Below are 22,059 nucleotides of genomic sequence, written 5' to 3'. Positions count from 1 at the left end.
TCGCGCGCATTCCGCCGGTGAGGCCGTGAGGCGCGTCACGCTGGTGCTTGGCGGCGCGCGGTCCGGCAAGAGCCGCCACGCCGAAAGCCTCGCCGCGGACCATGCGGGAGAGAAGACCTATATCGCCACCGCGGAAGCCTTCGATGACGAGATGTGCCAGCGCATTGCCCGCCACAAGGCGGAGCGGGCAGGAGCCGGCTGGGTCACCATCGAGGCGCCGCTGGATCCCGGTACAGCCATTTTGGGTGCACCGGGGTTCATCCTCATGGATTGCGTGACCGTGTGGCTCGGAAACCTGATGCACCATGAGCGTGATCTCCGGGCCAGTGTCGCGGACCTGCGCAATCTTCTGACGACTACGGAGAAGCGCATCGTGCTGGTTTCCAACGAGGTCGGTCTTTCGATCGTTCCGGAGAATGCCATGGCGCGGCGCTTCCGCGACGAGCAGGGATTTGCCAACCAGCGGCTTGCGGAGGTGGCCGATGAGGTGATCTTCGTCGCGGCGGGATTGCCGCTGAAGCTCAAAGGATGATCGCGAGAACCAGCATTCCGGCGAAAAGCAGCCACATGGCACGGGAGAACAATTTCAAACCGCGCTTGATATCCTGCCTGTCCATGCTTGCCCGGCCTTCGCCCATCCAGGGCAGGTCGACCGGTTCGCCCTGATAGGTCCGGGGACCGCCGAACTTCAACCCGAGTGCTGCCGCCATCGCAGCCTCCGGCCAGCCGGCATTGGGTGAGCCATGCTTCGGCGCATCACGGCGCATGACGCGGATGATCTCGTCAAAGCGGCTGGGCTGGGTCGCCGCAAACAGCACGCCCGTGAGACGGGAGGCGGGGAGGTTCACCAGATCGTCAAGGCGCGCCGCCGCCCAGCCGAAATGCAGGTACTTCTCCGACTTATGCCCGATCATCGAGTCCGCCGTGTTGATCGCCTTATAGACGGCGATGCCGGGAAGCCCCAACAGCGCATACCAGAGGACCGGCGCCACGATGCCATCAGAGGTATTCTCTGCCAGGCTTTCGAGGGCGGCTTTCGAGATGCCGGACTCGTCCAGTTGTGCGGGGTCTCTGCCGACAATCATGCCGACTGCTCTCCGCGCGTCTGCCAGCGATGTGCCAAAGGCGCGATAGACGTCCATCACATGGTCGCGCATGGATTTCTGGGCGATGAGGCTGGTGGCGAGCAGGGCCTCGATGATCCAGCCGATCCGCCAGCCTTCAAGCAGGCTTGCCGCGAGATAGGCCGGCACGAAGGCGGCGGCCACGAGGAGGCTGAGCGCGATCACGCCCCGCAGCCGCCCTTCCTTTGGCTTCACGCCCGGCACATTCAAGGTATCGTCCAGCCAGCCGATCAGCTTTCCGATCCAGACGACCGGATGGCTGATCCTGTCGTAGACTTGGCCGGGGTAGCCGACGAAGCGCTCGACGACCAGCGCCAGCGCGGCACTGCCGAACTGAAGGACAGGCCAGTCCATCAGACCGGTTCCGCCAGCGACAGCAGCAGGTCAAGGTCGATATGGCTCTCCAGATGGGCGGCGAGGCCGTCTAGCGTCCGTTCTATGAGGTCATCGAAGCGGAGGCTGCTCGCTGCCGCTCCGAGCGAGGCGAGGTATGCCGCGCGGAAGGCATCACTGCCGAAGCAGCCGTGGAGATAAGTGCCCATGACCTGGCCCGAGGCACTCATGGCGCCATCCGGCGAGCCGCCGATCACGGCGAAGGGCCGGGCGCAATCGGGGCCCGCAGTCTTGCCAAGATGGATTTCGTAACCGTCGAGATGGGTTCCTGTGGCGATGTGAGTGCCCGAAATGCGGGTGAGCGTCTTGTCCGGGAGGAGCGTGGTATCGACGTTCAGCAGCCCAAGGCCCTCCACGCTTCCGGCAGCGCCTTCGAGGCCCTCCGGGTCGTGAACCATTTTCCCCAGCATCTGGTAGCCGCCGCAGACGCCGAGCACCAACCCGCCCCGCCGCACATGGGCCTTGAGGTCGATGTCCCAGCCTTGCGCCTTGAGCGCCGCCAGATCGGAGATGGTGGACTTGGAGCCGGGGATGATGACGAGCCGCGTTTCCGCAGGGATCGGCGTGCCCGGCTGGACGAAGTGAACAGTGACACCTTGTTCCAGCCGGAGCGGATCGAGGTCATCGAAATTGGCAATGCGCGGCAGGCGCAGAACCGAAATCATGCAATTACCGGAATGATTTGCGACGGTTTCCTCCAGAGCCACTGCATCTTCGGCTGGAAGGTTCCGCGCCTCTGAAAAATGCGGCACGATGCCGAGGCAGGGTGTGGCCGTACGGGTTTCGAGAAAGCTCCGTCCTTCCGAGAAGAGTTCCGGGTCGCCGTGGAACTTGTTGATCAGGAAGGCTTTCAGCCGCGCGCGGTCTTCCGGCGGCAGGATGTCGAAGGTGCCCGCGATCGAGGCGATGACGCCGCCCCTGTGAATGTCGCCCACCAGAATGGCCGGCACACTGGCGGCCTGCGCGAAGCCCATGTTGGCGAGGTCGCCGTGGCGCAGGTTGATCTCGCCGGGGCTGCCGGCACCTTCCACCAGCACAAGATCGCATTCCGACGCCAGCCGCCTGAAGCTGTCGATCACGGCGGGCATGAATTGCATGCGGCTGCGGAAATAGTCACGCGCCGACATGGAGGCTTGCCGCTGGCCCTGGACGATCACCTGCGCGCCGGTTGTCGTTTCGGGCTTGAGCAGGACCGGGTTCATGTGGACGGTGGGCGCTGCTTTCGCCGCCCGCGCCTGAAGTGCCTGGGCGCGGCCGATCTCGCCGCCGTCCGACGTCACCGCGGCATTGTTCGACATGTTCTGCGGCTTGAAGGGCCGGACCTTGAGGCCGCGGAGCGTGAAGGCGCGGCAGAGGCCGGCGACGATGAGAGACTTGCCGACATCGGAGCCGGTGCCCATCAGCATGATGGCGCGGGTCATCGGGCCTCACAGATCACATGGGCATAGGAGCCCATCACCTTGCCGCGCCGCAGTCCCATCGGCGGGAGCGGATCGCCGATTGCATCCTCGGCGTCGAAAAGCCGGTCGGCAGCGCCTTCGCTGACCAGCGTGGAATAATGGAATTCGTGGCCATTGAGAGCTGTAGTCCAGGGAGAACCGGGATGAGGCGTCAGCCTGCGATAGCCCAGGTGAAGCTTGCGCTGGGCGAAGCTCGTCGACACCGGGAGCATTCCCGCCATCACGTGGGTCACGCCGTCGCGATCGGTGAGAGTGTCGCCCAGGACCATGTAGCCGCCGCACTCGCCATAGACGAGGCCATTTGCGGATCTCAAACCCTTCAGGAAACGGGTGGCGGAGGCGAGTTTCCCGGCATGCAGTTCGGGGTAACCACCCGGCAGGAAAACGGCGTCGGCGTCGGCGGCGGGGGGCTCGTCGGCCAGAGGCGAGAAGAAGGTGAGCGATGCACCAGCCTTGCGCCAGCCATCGATCAGGTGCGGATATGCAAAGCTGAAGGCCTCGTCGCGCGCTATTGCAATGGACTGGCCCAGTGGAGGCAGGGAATCGCGAATCGCTGATTCGACAACCGGTTGGCCGGCGATTCCCAGAATCCTGTCAAGAATTGTTTCATGTGAGACTCTTGCAGCGGCAGTTTCAATGAACTGTTCAAGCTGCTGATTTTCAACGGCTTGTACCAGTCCAAGGTGGCGGGAGGGTATCACGAGTGAGTCGTCATGCCGCAGCACGCCCAGCACCCGTTCACCCAGAACGTCGCGCAGCATTGCTTCATGGCGGTCGCTGGCTACGCGGTTCAACAGCACGCCCGCAATACGTGTGCCGAGGCGGTAACGGGTAAAGCCGTGGACCAAGGCGCCGATGGATTGGCCTTGATGGCGGCAATCGATGGTCAGGAGCACGGGTGCCTCAAGTGTGTGGGCGAGATCGGCCGTTGAACCCTTGCCGCCGCGCGGCCCGTCGAAGAGGCCCATCACACCTTCGACGATGACGATATCCGCGTCCCGGCCGAGGTCAGCCATGAGGCCGTGGATCTGACCGTCGCTCATCGCCCAGGGGTCGAGATTGTAGCAGGGCCGCCCGGTTGCGGCTTCGTGGAAACGGGGGTCGATATAGTCCGGTCCGGCCTTGGCGGAGGCAACCCGAAGCCCACGATTTCGAAGCGCCCGAAGGAGGCCCAGCGTGACCAGCGTCTTGCCGCTTCCCGACGATGGCGCGGCAACGACAATTGCCTTAGCCAACCGGGTTCTCCCGCAGCGGTCCCTTGTACCAGTCGAGGAGGGAGCGCCAGTCGGCGGCATGGCCGACAACCACTATGGCGGGCGTCGGCGGGTCATTCGCCTGAACGAAAGGCCCGGCCTCGCCCAGCGTGGTGGCTGCGACCTGCTGATGGGGCATGGATGCGTTGGACAGGATTGTGACGGGATCATCCGCCGGGCGGCCGCCCGCCATGAGAGCCGCCGCAATCTCGCCCAGATGCTTCACCGCCATGTACATGACGATGACGGGCGAGGCCTTGGCGACTGCCTCCCAATTGACGCTCGCCGGCATCTTTCCGCTGGCGTCGTGTCCTGTCAGAAAAATGACCGAGTGATTGGTGTCGCGATGAGTGGCGGGCATTCCGGCATAGGCAAGGCCGCCGATCCCGGCTGTTATGCCGGGGATGATGCGGAACGGAATGGCCGATTCGGCCAGATGCTGGCACTCCTCGCCGCCGCGCCCGAACATGAAGGGATCGCCGCCCTTGAGACGCAGCACACGCTTTCCGGCGCGGGCGAGATCGATGAGGCGAAGCGTGATGTCCTTCTGGGTGGGCGACGGCTTGCCGCCGCGCTTGCCCGCATATTCGAGTTCGGCGCCAAGCTTCACCCAGCGCAGGATGTCGGGGTTCACCAGCGCGTCGTAAACGACGACATCGCAGGTCTGCAGCGCATGATAGCAGAGGAGCGACATGAGGCCGGGGGCGCCAGGGCCAGCGCCGACCAGCCACACCCAACCGGGCTCGAAGGCGGGGAACGGCTCGGCGTCAAGGCGCGCGAAACCCGTCTGCTGGTCACCGGCGTTCACCCAGTCACCGATCCTTTTCGTTGGTCCAAGTCCCATGGCAGCCTTATACAGTGGGGCAATGCGAATAGAGAAGCCCGAAGGCGAGTTAAGGCGCGGCTGGACGACGGGCGCATGCGCAACCGCGGCAGTGAAGGCAGCATTTGCGGCATTGCGGACGGGGCACTTCCCCGATCCCGTCACGATCACGCTGCCGAAGGGCGAAACACCGTCCTTTCCGCTGGCGCTTGAGGAGAAGGGTGAGGGCTGGGCGCGAGCGGGAATCGTGAAGGACGCGGGCGACGATCCCGATGTCACCCACGGTTGCATGGTGGTGGCGACGGTACGCGAGCGAGGCCTCGGCATCCGGTTCAAGGCGGGGCCAGGTGTCGGCATGGTGACGCGGGAAGGCTTGCCCATTCCACCGGGCGAGCCTGCCATCAACCCGGTGCCGCGCCGGATGATGGAGGGGATCATCGCTGAACTTGGCGGCAAGGATGTGGAAATCGAAATTTCCATTCCCGGCGGCGAGGCACTGGCAGCGAAGACTTGGAATCCACGGCTTGGCATTGTCGGCGGGCTGTCCATTTTGGGCACGACGGGCATCGTGCATCCGTTTTCCTGCGCGGCGTGGATCGCGTCGATCCACAGGGGCGTGGACGTCGCACGGGCCATGGGCCTCTCCCATGTTGCCGGATGCACGGGATCGACCTCGGAAGACGCCGTCCGGGCGCATTATGGACTGCCGCTTGAAGCGATGCTCGACATGGGCGATTTCGCGGGCGGGCTGCTCAAATATATCCGCGATCATCCGGTGGCGCGAGTCACCATCGGCGGCGGCTTCGGGAAGATCACCAAGCTGGGGCAGGGCGCGCTGGACCTGCACTCGGGGCGCTCGCAAGTGGAACTGGACTGGCTGGCGGGCCTTGCGCCGGAACTGGACCGTTCGTCGGTGCTCTCCGCCAACACGGCGCAGCAGGTTCTCGACATGGGCGCGGGGCTCGATCTTCCCGCCCGCGTGGCACGGGCGGCCCTTGCGACCGTTGCAGGCGTCCTCCGCGATGCGCCGGTGAAGCCCGACATCATCATTGTTTCGCGCACGGGCGAGATCATCGGCCATGCCGGGTGAGCGCATCCTGATCCTTGGCGGCACGCGGGACGCGCGTGATCTTGCGGCCGCGCTGATCGCCGAAGGGTATGACGTCATCTCATCGCTGGCGGGCGTCACCGAAAGTCCGGTGTTGCCGCAGGGACAGGTGCGGCGTGGCGGTTTCGGCGGGCCCGAGGGTCTGGCGCGATTCGTCTTGGAGGAGGCCATCGCGGCGGTGGCGGATGCGACCCATCCTTTCGCGGCGCAGATGTCGCGCCATGCCCACGAGGCATGTGGTGCCGCGAACCGTCCCCTGCTGCGGCTGGAGCGGCCCCCGTGGACACCTGTGCCGGGCGACACATGGGTCACCGTCAACTCCGCATCGGAGGCTGCGGCAGAGCTGCCGGGCGGTGCGAGGCCACTCGTCACCATCGGGCGCAAGGAGATCGGGGTCTTCATGGCACGCGGCGACTTGTCCGGCGTTGCGCGCATGATCGAGCCGCCGAACAGCGGGATTCCTTCCACCTGGACCCTGGTGCTGGAGCGGCCACCTTTTGACGTCCGGTCTGAAGTTGAACTCATCACTCATCATGCCATTACCCATCTTGTGACCAAGAATGCCGGTGGTGCCGATACTTATGCCAAACTCGAGGCTGCGCGCGAAGCAGGCCTGACCGTCCTGATGATCGCCCGGCCAGAGAAGCCGGATGTGCCGGTATTTCCGTCGGTGAAAGATTTTATCCCGGCCCTTCAGCGGCTGCTTTTGCCTTGACCTGAGAGTTGTTTCCCGCTTCTTTGTCGCCAGAGGGGTGACAATCGATACAAGTTCGCCTCCGGGGAGCAAACCAACGTAACAGCAGCGCGTAGAAGCGTTGATGCGGGACAGGAGCAAATATTTCTTGAGACCGTTGAAAACTCTTTCCCAGCGCTGCACAGGTGAGAAAGAGGTTAGTCAATGAAAAGCAAAGTAATGGGCTTCGTGTTCGGCGCAGCCGCGTGCGCTGCGGCCGCAACGGCCGCAAGTGCCGGAACGCTCGACGACGTGAAGCAGAAGGGTTTCATCCAGTGTGGCGTCAGCCAGGGCCTTACCGGCTTCTCCAACCCTGACGATCAGAACAACTGGACTGGCATGGACGTGGATTTCTGCCGCGCCATGGCGGCCGCCATCTTCGACGACGCCACCAAGGTGAAATACACGCCGCTCTCCGCCAAGGAACGCTTCACGGCGCTGCAGTCCGGCGAGATCGACGTCCTCTCGCGCAACACAACGTGGACCATGAGCCGCGATACGTCATCCGGCCTCAAGTTTGCGGGCGTCATGTACTATGATGGCCAGGGCTTCATCATCAACAAGAAGAAGTTCCCGGATGTGAACTCGGCGCTCCAGCTCTCAGGCGCGGCCGTCTGCACACAGACTGGTACCACGACCGAGCTGAACGTCGCCGACTACTTCAAGTCCAACAACATGGAATACAAGGTTGTGGCCTTCGAGAAGAACGAGGAAGCACTTGCCGCCTATGAAGATGGCCGCTGCGACGTGTATACGACCGACCAGTCGGGACTCTATTCACAACGCCTGAGGTTCTCCGCTCCCGACGATCACGTCATTCTCCCCGAGATCATTTCGAAGGAACCGTTGGGTCCCGTCGTGCGCCAGGGCGACGATGCCTGGTTCAACGTCGCGAAGTGGACCTACTTCGCGCTGGTGAATGCCGAGGAACTGGGCGTTGATTCCAAGAACGTCGAAGAGATGAAGGCGTCAAAGAACCCCGAGATTCAGCGTCTTCTGGGCGTTCCGAACGCCGACGACTCCGCCGCCGGCTTCGGTACCGGCATCGGCCTCGACGAAGCCTGGGCCGCGAACATCATCAAGGCGACCGGCAACTATGGTGAGATCTTCGAGCGCAACGTGGGCATGAGCACGCCGCTGAAGATCGCCCGTGGCAAGAATGCCCTGTGGAAGGACGGTGGCCTGCAATACGCGCCGCCGATCCGCTAAGCGACCTGAACAGGGAGTCCGGTTCAGGAGAACCGGGCTCGCTTTCCATTCATGGCCCAAGACCGGAGAACTGGCGGGGCGATCGAACATCGGAACGGGGTCAAGGGGAACAGGGGCATGAGCCGTCAAGAGTCTGGTGAAAGCCAGGCCGTATCCTTCTGGAATGATCCGCGCGTGCGGTCGCGCCTCTTCCAGATCATACTGGTGCTGCTGGTCGGCGTCGTCGCCTACGACATTGCCATGAACACCGCGCGGAACCTCGCGAGCCGCAATATCGCATCAGGCTACGAGTTTCTCAGCCGCACGTCGGGTTTCGATGTCGTCTTTTCCCTCATCGAGTATTCAAGCAGCTCCAACTACGGCCGGGCTCTGCTGGTCGGCTTCCTGAACACGCTGCTGGTGGCTTGCCTCGGCATCGTGCTCGCCACGATTCTGGGCTTCCTGATCGGCGTCATGCGGCTATCGAAGAACTGGCTCGTGTCGCGCGCCGCAACGCTCTACGTCGAATTCATCCGCAATGTGCCGCTGCTGCTGCAGATCTTCATCTGGTACAATCTGGTCCTGAAACCGCTGCCCGATGCGCGCAACGCCATCAAGTTCTGGGACTTCGGCGCGCTTTCGAACAAGGGCCTCACGCTGCCGTCGCCAATTTTCGGAGACGGCGCGTGGACCATTCCGCTCGGCCTGCTGCTCGCGGTCATCGCGTCCTACGCCATCCGCAGATGGGCCACGGCGCGACAGGCGGAGACAGGCCAGACATTTCCTGCGGGGCTCGCCGGCATGGGGCTGATCGTCTTCCTGCCCATCGTGCTCTTTGCTCTGGCAGGCTGGCCCGTCACCCTCGACTATCCCGTGATGGGATCGTTCAGTTTCCGGGGCGGAGCGACGCTGGTGCCGGAATTCATCGCGATGCTGCTGGCGCTTTCGATCTATACGGCGGCTTTCATTGCCGAGGCCGTGCGCGCCGGCATCCAGGCGATCAGCCATGGGCAGACCGAAGCCGCCCGCGCGCTTGGACTGCGATCTGGCCCCACGATGCGGCTGATCATCATCCCGCAGGCCATGCGCGTCATCATTCCGCCCATGACAAGCCAGTATCTCAATCTGACCAAGAACTCCTCGCTGGCCGTCGCCATCGCCTACCCGGACCTCGTGGCTACGGGCGGCACAACGCTGAACCAGACCAACCAGGCCATCGAGATCGTGGTCATCTGGATGGTGGTCTACCTGTCGCTCAGCCTTCTCACATCCGGCTTCATGAACTGGTTCAACAGCCGCGTCCGGCTGGTGGAGAGGTGAGGCCATGACCGACGCTCGTTCCATCGGCTATGTCCGCACCGAAGATGCGCCCATCCTGCCGCCGCCGCCGGGCACGGCGGGCGTCATGGGCTGGCTCCGCCAGAACCTGTTTCCCAGTTTCGGCAATGCGATCCTGACCATCGTCATCGGGCTCTTTCTCGCTCTGGTCGCATGGTCGATCATCGACTGGGCCATTATCAGGGCGGTGTGGTCAGGCGTTGACCGCGAAAGCTGTGCAGTCGAGGGAGCGGGGGCGTGCTGGCCCTTCGTGTGGGCGAAGTTCCCGCAATGGCTCTACGGATTCTATACGATCAGCGAGCGCTGGCGGCCGTCGTTGCTCTTTGTCATTGCCGTTGTTGCTCTCATTCCGATGCTGATGCCGTCGGCGCCCTACAAGCAATGGAATGCACTGTTCCTCCTCGTCGTGTTTCCCGTCATCGGCCTGATCCTGCTGTCCGGCGGCAATTTCGATTTCTCGTGGAGCACCTATGCGGGTCTGCTGGCGCTGGGATTCCTCGGGGCCGTGCTGATCCCCTTTTTCAACGGCGGAATCGAGAGCGGCATCAAGAGCAACGTGCCGGGGGTAGCGCTCGCACTCATTGCGCTGCTGCCCGCGATGATGTGGTTCGTGGCAGAAGTCGTCGCGGCGGCGGGCGGCCTTGTTGCGATCGCCATCGGGTTCAACCCGCTCACACCGGTGTCTGCCTGGCTGCTCCAGTTCAATACCTGGATCGATACCGGCGTGATACCGCTTGGCCGGTTCTTCTTCGGATTTGCGCTGGCCGCTGGACTTGTCACCTTCATCGGGTTGTTCCTGAAGCACGGCGCGGCAGCCTTCCGCTCGATCATCGGCTGGGGCGGACTGGTATTGGCGCTGCTGGCGATCCTGCTGGCGCTCGACATCGACTTCGGCCTCGTGCCCGTCGAGACCGCGAACTGGGGAGGGCTCCTGGTCACGCTCGTCGTTTCGGTGACCGGGATCGTGGCGTCGCTGCCGCTCGGCATCCTGCTTGCTCTCGGCCGGCGCTCCAGGATGCCGATCGTGCGGCTGATGTCGATCGTCTTCATCGAGATATGGCGCGGCGTGCCCCTGATCACGGTGCTGTTCATGGCCAGCGTCATGCTGCCACTGTTTTTTCCGGAAGGCACCAGCTTCGACAAGCTGCTGCGGGCGCTGATCGGCATCTCGCTGTTTTCCGCCGCTTACATGGCGGAAGTGGTGCGCGGCGGCCTTCAGGCTATCGGCAAGGGCCAGTATGAGGGCGCCATGGCGCTGGGGCTTTCCTATTGGCAGATGATGGGCAAGATCATCCTGCCGCAGGCCCTCAAGATCTCGATCCCCAACATCGTCGGCAACTTCATTGGCCTGTTCAAGGACACGACGCTGGTGCTGATCATCGGCATCTATGATTTCCTCGGCATCATCACGGCGGGCACGCAGGATGCCAAGTGGGCCTCGCCGCAGACCGGCAGCACCGGCTATTTCGCCGCCGCCATCATCTACTGGGCGTTCTGCTTCGGCATGTCGCGCTACGCGACGTACACCGAGCAACGCCTCAACACCGGACACAAGAGGTAACACATGGCCGCTACTCACAAGAAGATGACGGTGAGCGACGAGGTCGCGATCCAGATCTCCGGCATGAACAAGTGGTTCGGCGAGTTCCATGTGCTGAAGGACGTGAACCTCACTGTCTACAAGGGCGAGCGTATCGTGATCTGCGGGCCTTCGGGCTCGGGCAAGTCGACGCTCATCCGCTGCATCAACCGGCTGGAAGAACACCAGAAGGGCCAGATCATCGTCGACGGCAACGAGATCACCGACGACCTCAAGAAGATCGACGAGGTGCGCCGCGAGGTGGGCATGGTGTTCCAGCACTTCAACCTGTTCCCGCACCTGACGGTGCTCGAGAACTGTACGCTGGCACCCATCTGGGTGCGCAAGATGCCGAAGCGCGAGGCGGAAGAAGTGGCGATGAAGTTTCTCACGCGCGTGAAGATCCCCGAACAGGCACTGAAATATCCGGGCCAGCTTTCGGGCGGCCAGCAGCAGCGCGTGGCAATCGCTCGGGCGCTCTGCATGAACCCGAAGATCATGCTGTTCGATGAGCCGACTTCGGCACTTGACCCCGAGATGGTAAAGGAGGTTCTCGACACCATGGTGAGCCTTGCTGAAGAGGGCATGACCATGATCTGCGTAACTCACGAAATGGGCTTCGCGCGGCAGGTAGCCAACCGGGTCATCTTCATGGACCAGGGGCAGATCGTGGAGCAGAACGTGCCGGAAGAATTCTTCTCCAACCCCAGGAGTGAGCGCACGAAGCTGTTCCTGAGCCAGATCCTGCACTGAGCTTGGCAGAGGCTGCCTCGCGGGCTAGGTTCCTCGCGACGCTACGGAGGAATCGGGTGATGAAACGGCTTGTTGCGGCGGCGGCTTTATTCTGCGCCTTTTCGGGTGTGCTCCATGCGGCGACGCTGGATGACGTCAAGGCGCGCGGCATGCTGAACTGCGGCGTGAACCCCGGACTTCAAGGCTTTGCAGCAAAGACGGAAGAAGGGCAGTGGGCCGGGTTCGACGTCGACTTCTGCAAGGCCGTGGCGGCTGCGGCGCTGGGCGATCCTTCGAAGGTCGAATTCGTTCCCGTCAATGCGCAGGAGCGGTTCGAGAAGCTGAACTCTGGCGCCATCGACCTTCTGGCCCGCAACACCACCTGGACGATGGAGCGCGAGACCAAGCTGCCGCTGCGCTTTGTGGGCGTTTCCTACCATGACGGGCAGGGCTTCATCGTGAAGAAGCTGCTGGGCGTCACGTCTGCGCTGAACCTTTCGGGTGCCGCCATCTGCTTCCTGTCGGGCACCACCACGCAGGCCAATGTGGAGGATTTCTTCCGCGAGAAGGAAATGACCTTCACGCCGGTGATGTTCGACAGGCTCGACGATCTGGTGAAGGCCTTCGACGAAAGCAAGTGCGACACCTACACCGCCGATCTCTCGCAGCTTTATGCTATCCGCCTCCGCCTTGCGAACCCCGATGACTCGCTGGTGCTTTCGGACGTGATTTCGAAGGAGCCGCTCGGCCCCATGGTGCGGCAGGGTGACGAGCAATGGTTCAACATCGTGCGCTGGACGCTCTTCGCCCTGGTGAACGCGGAAGAGCTTGAAGTGACGGCCGCTGGCGCTGACGAATTGAAGGCCAAGAGCAAGAAGCCACCCGTGCGAAGGCTGCTCGGGGCCGAAGGCACGTTTGGCGCCGACATGGGGCTCGACCCTGAGTGGGCGCTGCGGGCCGTGAAGGCGACTGGCAACTATGCCGAAATCTTCAACCGCAACCTCGGTGCAGAAACCCCGCTCGCCATCGAGCGCGGCATCAATGGCTTGTGGAACGCAGGCGGCCTTCTCTACGCGCCGCCGGTTCGCTAAAACGTATCCACCGTCTTCGTTTCGCGAGCATACGGTACGAAACCCAGCTTCTGGTAAAGCGGCAGGGCGGCGGGGCCATCGAGCGTGCAGGTTTCGACGGCGACGCGAGAGGGCTTCTTCGCCCAGCAGGCGCGAATGGCTTCCGCGAGAAACCAGCGCCCGAGACCCATCCCGGTGAATTCGGTTGAAAGCCCGAAGTAGGCGAGTTCGACGGCTTCCCGGCCGTTTCGCGCATCAACCTCGAAGTAGCCCGCCGGGTGGCCACTGACATAGGCGACCCAGACTTCCACATTCGGGTCACCGATGATGCTTGCCAGTTCTTCGTCGGACATCCGCTTGCGGTCGACCCAGTGAATGTCGCGGCCCACGGCGTCATACAAGTAGCGGTAATGGCCTACCGTGATGTTCTCAGCGCGCATGAGCGTGAGCTTCAAGTTGGACGGCGCATGCGCCTGAATGACCGGTTCAGCGGTCATCTCAAGAAAGGTTACGACAGTTTCAAGCGGGGCCATCGGTCTCAGTCACCCGTGGCGACGGGGGTGTCCGGGTGGCTGCCCCATTCGGTCCACGAACCGTCATAGAGCGAATGGTCGCGTGCGCCCGTCAGGCTGAGGCCCAGCGACAGGATGGCGGCTGTGATGCCCGATCCGCAGGAGGTGATGACGGGCTTCGAGAGATCGACACCAGAGGCCTTGAAGACGGCATCGATCTCTTCCGGCGACTTCAAGGTGCCATCGGCATTCAGCAGGGATGCATAGTGGACGTTCTTCGCACCGGGCATGTGGCCGGCGCGGACGCCGGGGCGGGGCTCCACTTCCTCGCCGCGAAATCGCGTGGCCGATCGGGCGTCAGCGACCTGGGCCGATCCGGATTTCAGCGCAGCGGAGACGTCTTTCATGTCGCGCACCATCATGGAGCGGAAGCGGGCGGTGAAATGGCGCTCCTGCGGCTTCAGCGGCTGGCCATCTTCCAGCGGGCGGCCCTCGGCCTTCCACTTCGGCAATCCGCCATCGAGCACGGCCACGTCCTCATGGCCGAAGATCTTGAACATCCACCATGCGCGGGCGGCGGAGAACAGGCCCGCTGCGTCATAGGCGATGATCCGCTTGCCGTCGCCGACGCCCATCTTCCGCATGCGGGACGAGAACTTCTCAGGAGACGGCAGCATGTGTGGCAGGCTGCTCGCGGTGTCCGACAAGTCGTCGATGTCGAAGAACTGCGCTCCTGGAATATGCGCCTCGAGGAATTCCTTCTTTGGGTCGCGCTTTGCCGTGGGCAGGTGCCATGACGCATCAATGATGGCGATATCGGGCGAGCCCAGATGCGCCTCCAGCCACTCCGTCGAAACGATATCGTCGCTCATGCGAACACAACCCTTATGCGGCGGTTGATCTTGCCCTTGTTTTCAATTTTCGACACGGCGACGGGGCCGATGGCGCCGGTCGAGCGGAGGTGCGTGCCGCCGCAGGGCTGCAGGTCCACCTTGCCGTCCTCGCCGATCATGACAAGGCGCACGCGCCCTGTGCCCATCGGCGGCTTCACCGACATGGTACGGATCAGGTGCTGGTTCTCTGCCATCTCCTCATCCGTGATCCAGCGAAAGGTGACGGGATGATCCTCGGAGACGAGGCGGTTGAGGGTCGCCGTCAGCACGGCCTTGTCAGGGATCTGGCCTTCGGGAATGTCGAAGTCGATACGCCCGCCATCTTCACCGATGGCGCCGCCGGTGACAGGGAAGGGCACGCTGGCGCAAAGCAGGTGCATCAGCGTGTGGACGCGCATGTTGCGGTAGCGGTTGTCCCAGTCGAGCACGGCTTCGACCTTCGACCCCACTGGCGGCGCGGGCTGGCCTTCAGCGGGAACATGGACGACATTCTTCGCCTCGTCATAGACCGTTGTGGCGATCAGGGCCTCTCCGCCGTCCCAGACGATCTTACCCTTGTCGCCCGGCTGGCCGCCGGCGGTCGCATAGAAGACCGTGCCGTCGAGCACGATGCCGCCGCGCTCATTGACCGCCTCGACGGTGGCCGCGCAGGATTTCAGGTCGGCGTCTTCCCGGAAGAGAAGGATCGTCACGTCACCGCTTCCGTCACATCCGGAACGTCCGGCACCTTTTCCAGCCATGCGGGAACGGGGAGGCCCTTCTCGCGCAGGAAGGCCGGGTTGAAAAGCTTGGACGCGTAACGCGTGCCATAGTCGCAAAGGATCGTCACGATGGTGTGGCCCGGCCCCATCTGCTTTGCCATGCGAATGGCGCCCGCCACGTTGACCCCCGTCGAGCCGCCCATGCACAGGCCTTCGTATTGCAGCAGGTCGAAGGCGATCGGGATCGCCTCCTCGTCGGGGATCTGGAAGGCATCGTCCACGATGGCGCCTTCGAGATTGGCCGTGATGCGGCCCTGGCCGATGCCTTCCGTGATGGAAGAGCCCTCGGACTTCAGCTCGCCGTGCTTGTAATAGTTATAGAGTGCAGCACCCATCGGGTCGGCCAATGCGATCTTGATGTTCCGGTTCTTCGCCTTGAGGCCCATCGAGACGCCGGCGAGCGTTCCGCCAGATCCGACCGCAGCCACGAAAGCATCCACCTTGCCGCCGGTCTGTTCCCAGATCTCGGGCGCCGTGCCCTCGATGTGGGATTGGCGGTTGGCGACATTGTCGAACTGGTTTGCCCAGACAGCCCCCATGGCATTGGCGAGGCGGCCTGAATACTTCACGTAGTTGTTGGGGTTCTTGTAGGGGACGGCGGGAATCTCCACGAGCTCGGCGCCGAGCTGGCGCAGCGCGTCCTTCTTCTCCTGGCTCTGGGTGTTCGGAATGACGATCACCGAGCGGAAGCCCATGGCATTGGCGACAACGGTCAGGCCGATGCCGGTATTGCCCGCCGTGCCTTCAACGATGGTGCCGCCGGGTTTCAGTTCACCACGCGCGATCGCGTCCCGGATGATGAAGAGAGCGGCGCGGTCCTTCACCGACTGGCCTGGATTCATGAACTCGGCCTTGCCGAGAATGGTGCAGCCCGTCAGCTCCGAGGCTTTCCTGAGCTTGATGAGCGGCGTATTGCCGATGGCGGCGATGACGTCTTGCTTGATATCCATGGCCATAGTGATGCCCCAGCGGGCCTGATCCGTCAAATCGGGCGTGGGTAGGCCATCCGCCTTGACCGTCCGGGTGCTTGGCCCCACAAATACCGCAAGGTTCTGTCCGGATTGCATGATGCCCGCCCAAGTCTCGTTTTGCCACGTTCGTCCTGATTCCAATTCGATTGACGGCGAACCCGGAAGCGAATTCGTGGGCCAGCTACAGCCATGTTGACGTTGCGCGGGACGTTTCTGGCAGGGATACTGCTGTTGGCCTCTGGTGCTTTCGTTCCGGCACGTGCCGGGCTTGCCGGAGACGGTCCCGGATGCGATCAGGCCTGTATCGATTCGCTGTCGCAGTTCGCGGGCGAATATCTGGGTAAGCGTGCTCCCGTCTTCACGGCTCCAGCCGCCCGGTTCGAGGAGGAGGCCGGGCAGGGCACCAGGACCTGCCCGGCTCGGCCGCAGTCTGGCCCGGCGGTCTTCGGCGTGATGCTGGGCCCAGGAGATGTTGACGGCTTCACCACGCTTTCCGGTCCTGCCAACGACATCCAGCTGATGACCGACGTGATGCGCGAGCGGGGCGTTCCGGCTAGCATGATCTCGGTCGTGCAAGGCAAGAAGGCCACGCGCGACGGCATGCTGAAGGCGATGGCGGCCCCGCTGGACTGCCTGCGCGAACGTGACCAGGTGGTGCTGGTCTATTCCGGCTGGGGCACGATCTATCCCTATGAGTGGTTCAGCATAGGGTCCATGCTCCGGGACTATTGCTCAGGCACGCTCGACGGGCCCCGCAAGGCGACCTGCGAGGCTGCGCTTGCGGACAATGCCGAACAGGGTTTCCTGACGGCCCTCGGCGACATTGCCAATGCGTTGGCCCTGCAATGGGTGCGCCGCGTCCAGCCCCTTGCCAACATGCTGCCCGGAGAGCGGATGCATGTGCTGATCGGCGCTGGCAGCAAGGCCAGCGACGAGGGAACGCTCGACCTGCTCGACGGGGTTACCGCAGCCGACATCTCAAATTATGTCTCACGCATCCGCAACATCGGGGCGGATGCCTTCCTCATCATCGACACGCGACTTGCGGCGTCGGGCGATCTCGTGGCCCTGCAGCAGCAGGCGGGCGCACCCCAGAGCTGGGCTGTCTACGGCAACACGATGATCGAGTATGGCGGCTTTCCGCCGATCCAGGATGAAATGAACAGGCGGGGGCCGGTGCCATTGTTCGGGACGGGCGAATTCGCGGTCTTCTATGCCTCGACGCCCGACGGTCCGGCCTTCGAGTACCGGCAGGGCTACGACAATACCCAGCTTGGCGCGCTCATCTTCCGCGTGGCCGAGGTGCTGCGCGGGCGGACGGCGCTGACCTTCCGCGACATGGCGATGGAAATCTCGAAGTCCTTCGCGGCTTATAACAAGACAAATGGCGGGACTGGAGAACAGGAACCCGTGTTCATGGCCTCGAACATCGACCTCAGCCTGCTCGCACCACGTGCCGGGCCGGCCCGCAAGGCGACGGGCGAGATCGAAGTCATTTCGCCCACGCCAAAGCGGGGCGCGGCGGCCGTCGAGGAGGAGGTCCTCACGGTGGTCGCCCGCTATACGGGGGCTGACGTGGCCCGCATGGCAATCGTCGACGGCGAACTGGTCCCGGTCGATGCCAATGGGCAATTCAGGGGCGATGTGCGCGATGCCGGCTCGAAGTTCACTGTGGCGCTGCGGGTGCTGGGCGGAAAGTACGAGACACTTGCCACGGGCGAACTGAAGCTGCGCGACAAGCCTGCCGATCCGGTGATTGCGTCGCCCGCGCGGCGTTTGGCGCTGGTGATCGCCAATGACACGTATGATGATCCCGCCTTCCCGCAGCTTGCAACTCCCGCGGCGGATGCAGAGGAGGTAGCGGGTATCCTTACCCGGCGCTTCGGTTTCTCCACAAGGCTCGAAGGCGGCGACAAGCCGCTGGATCTGTTCCTGCGCAACGCCACCAAATCGCAGATCCTGCAGATCCTGTTCGACCTCAGGCGGCGGCTTACGGCGGAAGACCAGCTGCTGATCTATTATGCCGGGCATGGCGAGAGCGAGCCCGACCTTGGTTCCTACTGGGTGCCATCGGACGGGCAGGCTGGCGCCGATTTCACATGGATCGATGCCGAGGAGATCACGCGCGAGCTGAGGCGCATGAACGCGGCCTCCGTGCTGGTGATTTCCGATTCGTGCTATGCGGGCGGCTTGTCGCGCAGCGCCAGCGAGCCGGCGCCGGAACTGGCTGCACGCGAGCGCTATCTCGGCAAGGCCTCGCGGCTGAAGTCGCGGCAGCTCATGGCTTCGGGCGGCGAGGAGCCGGTGGAAGACGGAGGCGGCGGCGGCCACTCGGTCTTTGCCAAGGCGCTCATCGACGCGCTGAATGCCATGCCGGAAAAGACCTTCACCGCAAGCGAACTGTTCGAGCAGAAAGTGAAGCCCGCCGTCATCTCGGCTGCCAATGCGCTCACCGAAGGACAGACGCCGGGCTTCAGCCGCATCGCCAAGGCCGGTGACGAGCCGGGCAGCGAGTTCGTTTTCCAGGCGGTCACAGCAACGCCTTGAATGTGCACAAATGCGCCTTCAAGCCTCCGAAGAATAAACCAAGTCTGACAGCAGCTTGGCTCTTGCCCATAGCCTTGGCTGTGTTAGCTTTCGGGCGGGGCCAGAACGATTTTCAGGAGGATCCGAAATATGACGGCGTTCAAGAAACTATTGCTGAGCCAGGGCGTATGCCTTGCCATTCTGGCTTCGGCCATTCCCGCAAGTGCAGAGCCGCTGATCAACGGCAAGGAAACCATGCCGGCCAAGTATATCCAGCGCATCATGGCTGGTATGAAGGGCCTCCAGAACATGGACAACTCGGACAGCGCCAAGGGGCTTTACAGCAAGCTCGTGGTGTGGCCCCCGTCCTATGCGAAACTCCGGGTCTGCTTCATGGGGGGCAGCGACCAGGTCAACGCCGCCGTCGCCAAGGTTGCCAGCACATGGAACCAGGTGGCCGACCTCAGCCTGAAACTCGATTTCGGCAAGATGAACAGCCCGCGCCGCTGCGATCCGAACGGACGCGAGTCGCAGATCCGCGTGTCCTACGACCAGCCCGGCTACTGGTCGCAGCTTGGGCAGAACAGCGTGGTCTACACCGCGCAGAACGAAGCTTCGCTGAACCTTCAGGACTTCGACAAGGCGTCCAACCCGAAGATGCTGATGCAGGGTGAGTTGAAGGGCACGATCCTTCATGAGTTCGGCCATGCTTTCGGCTTGCTGCACGAACACCAGAGCCCGGTGGCCACATGCGCCAACGAGTTCAACTGGGACTTCATCGTCAAGTACCTGAAGGGACCGCCGAACAACTGGGACGAAGACACGATCAGGTTCAACCTCGCGCCCTATGGCGGCGAAGACCTGATGATGACCGACTTCGACCCGTCGTCGATCATGCTCTATTCGTTCCCGGCCGAGTATTATCTGAAGGGACCGCAAAGCAATTGCTACATCGGCCAGTCGAACGTGGACATTTCCGCCGCCGACAAGGCGACCGTCGAGTACATGTATTCCGCCGACGTCGCGGCGCGCGTGAAGAACTTCGAGCAGGCCCGTGCACAGTTGGCCCAGATCGTGAAGACCGCCGAAGCAGCCGGCACCAAGGCGGTCAGCATGAACTATGATGAAGCCTTCTTCGGCGCCAAGGGTGTGGCGGCGGACGAGGAGTAATCTGCCGAGCGTTCCGAATGGCCCCGGTCCACAAGACCGGGGTCCTCTTGTTTCGATGGAAAGCCGGTAGATTTCGCCACATGACTTCGCGCCTCCGACGGCTGGCCCAAGCGATCGTGCCCGGAAGACACCGGCGGATGACGCTGGTCATCGCCGCCCTGGCCGCGCTGTTCATGCTGTCCGGTTTTGGTTCCAGTATCATGAATGCTCATGATACATTCGCCAAGGCCGACCGCCTCGCTGCCATCTCGCTGATCCTGTCCGGTGTGCCGGACAATGCTGTGCCGGTGACATTGCTTGACGTGGATGACGTGACGCGGAAGGCATGGGGCAGCCGGGGCACGACCCCCCATGCAGCACTGACCGAACTTGTGCGGATGGCGTCCGCAGGCGGCGCACGCGGCATCCTCGTCGATTTCGACCTGACACTTGAAACCCCGGAATCTCCCGCCGATCCTGCCATGCTGGCCTTCCTTCAGAACTATCCGGCCGATGCGCCGATTCTGATGCTGGTGCGCAAGATCGGCTTCGCGCGGACTGACGGTGCATCGGGAGGGAGCCTGATGGCCGCCTCGGCAGCGGCTTCGCCCTATGATCTCGCGGCGGCGGGCAAGCCGAACATCATGTGGGTGACGACGCTGAACCAGATCGGCGCCGACCGTTCGGTCCGGCAGATCAGGCTGTGGCAGACCGTGTGCGATGGTGCGTCCGGCATGGCCTATCCGTCGGCGGCGCTCGTCACGGCGGGCTATCTCACGCCGGATATGAAACATGATGAGGACCTTCATATCTTTCTCGACTGGCGTGTTGCCGTCGAGTGCGGGGGCAAGGCGGATGCCGGCCCGGCATGGCCGCCGGCCCGGGATCAGGCCGCCTATCTTCCTTACGTCTTCGGCGACGATTCTGCCTCACCGGCGCTGCTGAAGATCAGGTCGGGCGGACGCGACACGGTTGCGCTGCGCCGCATCAGTGCGTCGCGGTTGGTGAAATACGCCGATGGTCACGCAGTTCCGGCGGGCGAGGTCGATCGCGATCCCTTCGAGGGCCGTATCGCCGTGATCGGCGCGAGCTACACTGAAAGCGCTGACGTTCACGAAACACCGCTTGGCACCATGCCCGGCTCCGTCATTCTCGCCAACAGCATCGTCCAGGCGCAGACGCTGGTTGAAACCGTGCCGCCGCGGCCCACGCTCCAGAACGTCTTTGCGCTCTGCCTGTTCATCGCCTTTGCCGTTTATGCGCGGTGCCTCGTCCCCATCGTTGCCCTTGTCAGCATCGGGCTGACGTCGGTTGCCGTGCTGGTCGCCCTGTCACGCTCGTTCGGCTACGAGTCGGGCCTCGAGACGGTCGGCGTGGCGCTGACCGGCTTCGCGCTGTTCAAGCTGATCGACGCTTTGGGGAACATCATTCTCGACATCCCCAAGAGGGGCTGGCGGACCATTTTCAAGACCTGACAACGGAGTGCGGTGGTGAAAGCATTTTTGCTCAGCCTGCTGATGATCGCGTGCCTTGCGCCGGGCGCTGCTTGTGCTGATGAGCCGGTGCCCGCCGGCTATGTGATGGACATTGCGCTCGTGGGCGCCGATGCGGCGGAGAAGACCGTGATCGTGCGTGATGGCGGCGAGCTGCCTGCCAAGCTGATGATGCCGCTTCACGCAGGCGACGTCGTGTTCCTGCGTGATCCCCAGAGCGCATTGTCGATCGAGCTGGGGAGCGGCGAGACGGTTCGGCTCGGTAGCCAGCTCACACGTTACCGCGTGGAAGGCGAGATCGCCACGGGCGACAGCACCTGGGGTGTTCTCACCGCGATTGCAGGTGTCTTCGCGGGCGAAGACGAGCAGGCGCCGGAGAACATGGTCTCCAAGGGTGGCGCGCCGAAAGTACTCATGGCTGTCCGCGGCACGAACTTCGTGACAGCGCGTCCGGCCTACTGGCTGGGCTGGGAAGGCGGCAAGGCTCCTTACACCGTGGCCCTTTTGCGGGATGGCACCGAGACACCGCTCGCGTCCGGCATCACCGGAATGGAAGGAACCTTCGCCATCGCCGGGCCTCTCAAGCCGAAGGAGAAGTTTGCGCTGGTGCTGCGCGATGCCGAACAGCAGAAGGTCCAGGTCCGCCTCACCATCGCGGAGGCCTTGCCTGACATTCCCGCCACAGGCGGACCGCTGGTGGTTTCCGCTCGGCTGACGGCGTTGGATGATGGCGCATGGTCCATCGAGGCGGCGCAGATACTGGCGGGAAGCCCTTCAGCTGCTGCAAAGGCGCTTGCTGAAAAGATCGCGGCGGGCTGGCGCCTCCAAGACCCGCCGCAATAGACTTAAGGCTTCACGTCAGACTCAAGGCTTCACGTCGAACACGAAGAGCCGTCCCGACATGGCGGGGCCGCCGTCCTCGGGTGCGGCGCTGGCGCCGCGCGTCGTGGCGC

General features: G+C 63.3%; 20 protein-coding genes. 12 read left to right on the top strand and 8 right to left on the bottom strand.

Annotated features, from left to right (window positions below; all coding sequences use genetic code 11):
- Positions 1–25 precede the first annotated feature (25 nt).
- Positions 26–532, top strand: coding sequence for a bifunctional adenosylcobinamide kinase/adenosylcobinamide-phosphate guanylyltransferase (gene cobU / locus ACEW8Q_RS00100; RefSeq protein ID WP_373502015.1), 507 nt, complete (start codon positions 26–28; stop codon positions 530–532).
- Here the strand turns inward: cobU and cbiB are convergent.
- The 4 genes from cbiB to cobA are packed head-to-tail and all read right to left on the bottom strand — an operon-like array spanning position 522 to position 5,074.
- Entirely contained in the window at positions 522–1,478 is a 957-nt protein-coding gene (gene cbiB, locus ACEW8Q_RS00095; protein ID WP_373502013.1) for an adenosylcobinamide-phosphate synthase CbiB, read from the bottom strand. The genes cobU and cbiB overlap by 11 nt on opposite strands.
- Positions 1,478–2,938, bottom strand: a complete 1,461-nt coding sequence (locus ACEW8Q_RS00090) for a cobyric acid synthase (RefSeq protein WP_373502012.1) — start codon at positions 2,936–2,938, stop codon at positions 1,478–1,480. The genes cbiB and ACEW8Q_RS00090 overlap by 1 nt, the downstream gene beginning before the upstream one ends.
- A complete protein-coding gene (locus tag ACEW8Q_RS00085) occupies positions 2,935–4,212 on the bottom strand; it encodes a cobyrinate a,c-diamide synthase (protein WP_373502011.1) in 1,278 nt (425 codons plus the stop codon). Before ACEW8Q_RS00085 ends, ACEW8Q_RS00090 begins: the two co-directional genes overlap by 4 nt.
- Positions 4,205–5,074: a uroporphyrinogen-III C-methyltransferase gene (gene cobA / locus ACEW8Q_RS00080; protein WP_373502010.1), complete on the bottom strand. Its 870-nt coding sequence runs from the start codon at positions 5,072–5,074 to the stop codon at positions 4,205–4,207. The genes ACEW8Q_RS00085 and cobA overlap by 8 nt, the downstream gene beginning before the upstream one ends.
- Positions 5,075–5,096: 22 nt before the next feature.
- Here cobA and ACEW8Q_RS00075 point away from each other — a divergent pair, with 22 nt between their 5' ends.
- From ACEW8Q_RS00075 to ACEW8Q_RS00045, 7 genes are all read left to right on the top strand, one after another.
- On the top strand, positions 5,097–6,143 hold the full coding sequence (locus tag ACEW8Q_RS00075) for a cobalt-precorrin-5B (C(1))-methyltransferase (protein WP_373502009.1): 1,047 nt from the start codon (positions 5,097–5,099) through the stop codon (positions 6,141–6,143).
- On the top strand, positions 6,133–6,876 hold the full coding sequence (locus tag ACEW8Q_RS00070) for a cobalt-precorrin-6A reductase (protein WP_373502008.1): 744 nt from the start codon (positions 6,133–6,135) through the stop codon (positions 6,874–6,876). Before ACEW8Q_RS00075 ends, ACEW8Q_RS00070 begins: the two co-directional genes overlap by 11 nt.
- Positions 6,877–7,059: 183 nt before the next feature.
- Positions 7,060–8,103: an amino acid ABC transporter substrate-binding protein gene (locus tag ACEW8Q_RS00065; RefSeq protein WP_373502007.1), complete on the top strand. Its 1,044-nt coding sequence runs from the start codon at positions 7,060–7,062 to the stop codon at positions 8,101–8,103.
- A 117-nt stretch (positions 8,104–8,220) separates the two neighbouring features.
- A complete protein-coding gene (locus tag ACEW8Q_RS00060; RefSeq protein ID WP_373502006.1) occupies positions 8,221–9,402 on the top strand; it encodes an amino acid ABC transporter permease in 1,182 nt (393 codons plus the stop codon).
- A 4-nt stretch (positions 9,403–9,406) separates the two neighbouring features.
- Positions 9,407–10,981 carry an amino acid ABC transporter permease gene (locus tag ACEW8Q_RS00055; RefSeq protein WP_373502005.1) on the top strand — a complete coding sequence of 525 codons (1,575 nt, stop codon included), beginning with the start codon at positions 9,407–9,409 and terminating at the stop codon, positions 10,979–10,981.
- A gap of 3 nt (positions 10,982–10,984) precedes the next feature.
- Positions 10,985–11,752 carry an amino acid ABC transporter ATP-binding protein gene (locus ACEW8Q_RS00050; RefSeq protein ID WP_373502004.1) on the top strand — a complete coding sequence of 256 codons (768 nt, stop codon included), beginning with the start codon at positions 10,985–10,987 and terminating at the stop codon, positions 11,750–11,752.
- A gap of 59 nt (positions 11,753–11,811) precedes the next feature.
- Positions 11,812–12,822, top strand: coding sequence for an amino acid ABC transporter substrate-binding protein (locus ACEW8Q_RS00045; protein WP_373502003.1), 1,011 nt, complete (start codon positions 11,812–11,814; stop codon positions 12,820–12,822).
- On the opposite strand, the gene ACEW8Q_RS00040 is transcribed toward ACEW8Q_RS00045, so the two are convergent.
- The 4 genes from ACEW8Q_RS00040 to ACEW8Q_RS00025 are packed head-to-tail and all read right to left on the bottom strand — an operon-like array spanning position 12,819 to position 15,917.
- A complete protein-coding gene (locus tag ACEW8Q_RS00040; RefSeq protein WP_373502002.1) occupies positions 12,819–13,334 on the bottom strand; it encodes a GNAT family N-acetyltransferase in 516 nt (171 codons plus the stop codon). The genes ACEW8Q_RS00045 and ACEW8Q_RS00040 overlap by 4 nt on opposite strands.
- A gap of 5 nt (positions 13,335–13,339) precedes the next feature.
- Complete coding sequence (gene sseA, locus ACEW8Q_RS00035) at positions 13,340–14,185, bottom strand: 3-mercaptopyruvate sulfurtransferase (protein ID WP_373502001.1); 846 nt, start codon at positions 14,183–14,185, stop codon at positions 13,340–13,342.
- Positions 14,182–14,898 carry an alanyl-tRNA editing protein gene (locus ACEW8Q_RS00030; RefSeq protein WP_373502000.1) on the bottom strand — a complete coding sequence of 239 codons (717 nt, stop codon included), beginning with the start codon at positions 14,896–14,898 and terminating at the stop codon, positions 14,182–14,184. Before ACEW8Q_RS00030 ends, sseA begins: the two co-directional genes overlap by 4 nt.
- Complete coding sequence (locus tag ACEW8Q_RS00025; protein ID WP_373502014.1) at positions 14,895–15,917, bottom strand: cysteine synthase A; 1,023 nt, start codon at positions 15,915–15,917, stop codon at positions 14,895–14,897. Before ACEW8Q_RS00025 ends, ACEW8Q_RS00030 begins: the two co-directional genes overlap by 4 nt.
- 252 nt (positions 15,918–16,169) lie before the next feature.
- Here ACEW8Q_RS00025 and ACEW8Q_RS00020 point away from each other — a divergent pair, with 252 nt between their 5' ends.
- The 4 genes from ACEW8Q_RS00020 to ACEW8Q_RS00005 all read left to right on the top strand — a co-directional run bounded on the left by ACEW8Q_RS00020 (position 16,170) and on the right by ACEW8Q_RS00005 (position 21,949).
- Positions 16,170–18,485, top strand: coding sequence for a caspase family protein (locus ACEW8Q_RS00020; RefSeq protein WP_373501999.1), 2,316 nt, complete (start codon positions 16,170–16,172; stop codon positions 18,483–18,485).
- A 129-nt stretch (positions 18,486–18,614) separates the two neighbouring features.
- Positions 18,615–19,634, top strand: a complete 1,020-nt coding sequence (locus ACEW8Q_RS00015) for a hypothetical protein (RefSeq protein ID WP_373501998.1) — start codon at positions 18,615–18,617, stop codon at positions 19,632–19,634.
- Positions 19,635–19,714: 80 nt separating this feature from the next.
- Positions 19,715–21,088, top strand: coding sequence for a CHASE2 domain-containing protein (locus ACEW8Q_RS00010; RefSeq protein WP_373501997.1), 1,374 nt, complete (start codon positions 19,715–19,717; stop codon positions 21,086–21,088).
- 15 nt (positions 21,089–21,103) lie between these two features.
- Entirely contained in the window at positions 21,104–21,949 is an 846-nt protein-coding gene (locus ACEW8Q_RS00005; RefSeq protein ID WP_373501996.1) for a hypothetical protein, read from the top strand.
- The last annotated feature ends 110 nt before the right edge of the window (positions 21,950–22,059 follow it).

The organism is Aestuariivirga sp., assembly GCF_041738905.1.
Taxonomy (GTDB): Bacteria; Pseudomonadota; Alphaproteobacteria; order Rhizobiales; family Aestuariivirgaceae; genus Aestuariivirga.
This window is presented reverse-complemented; position numbering and strand designations above follow the sequence as displayed.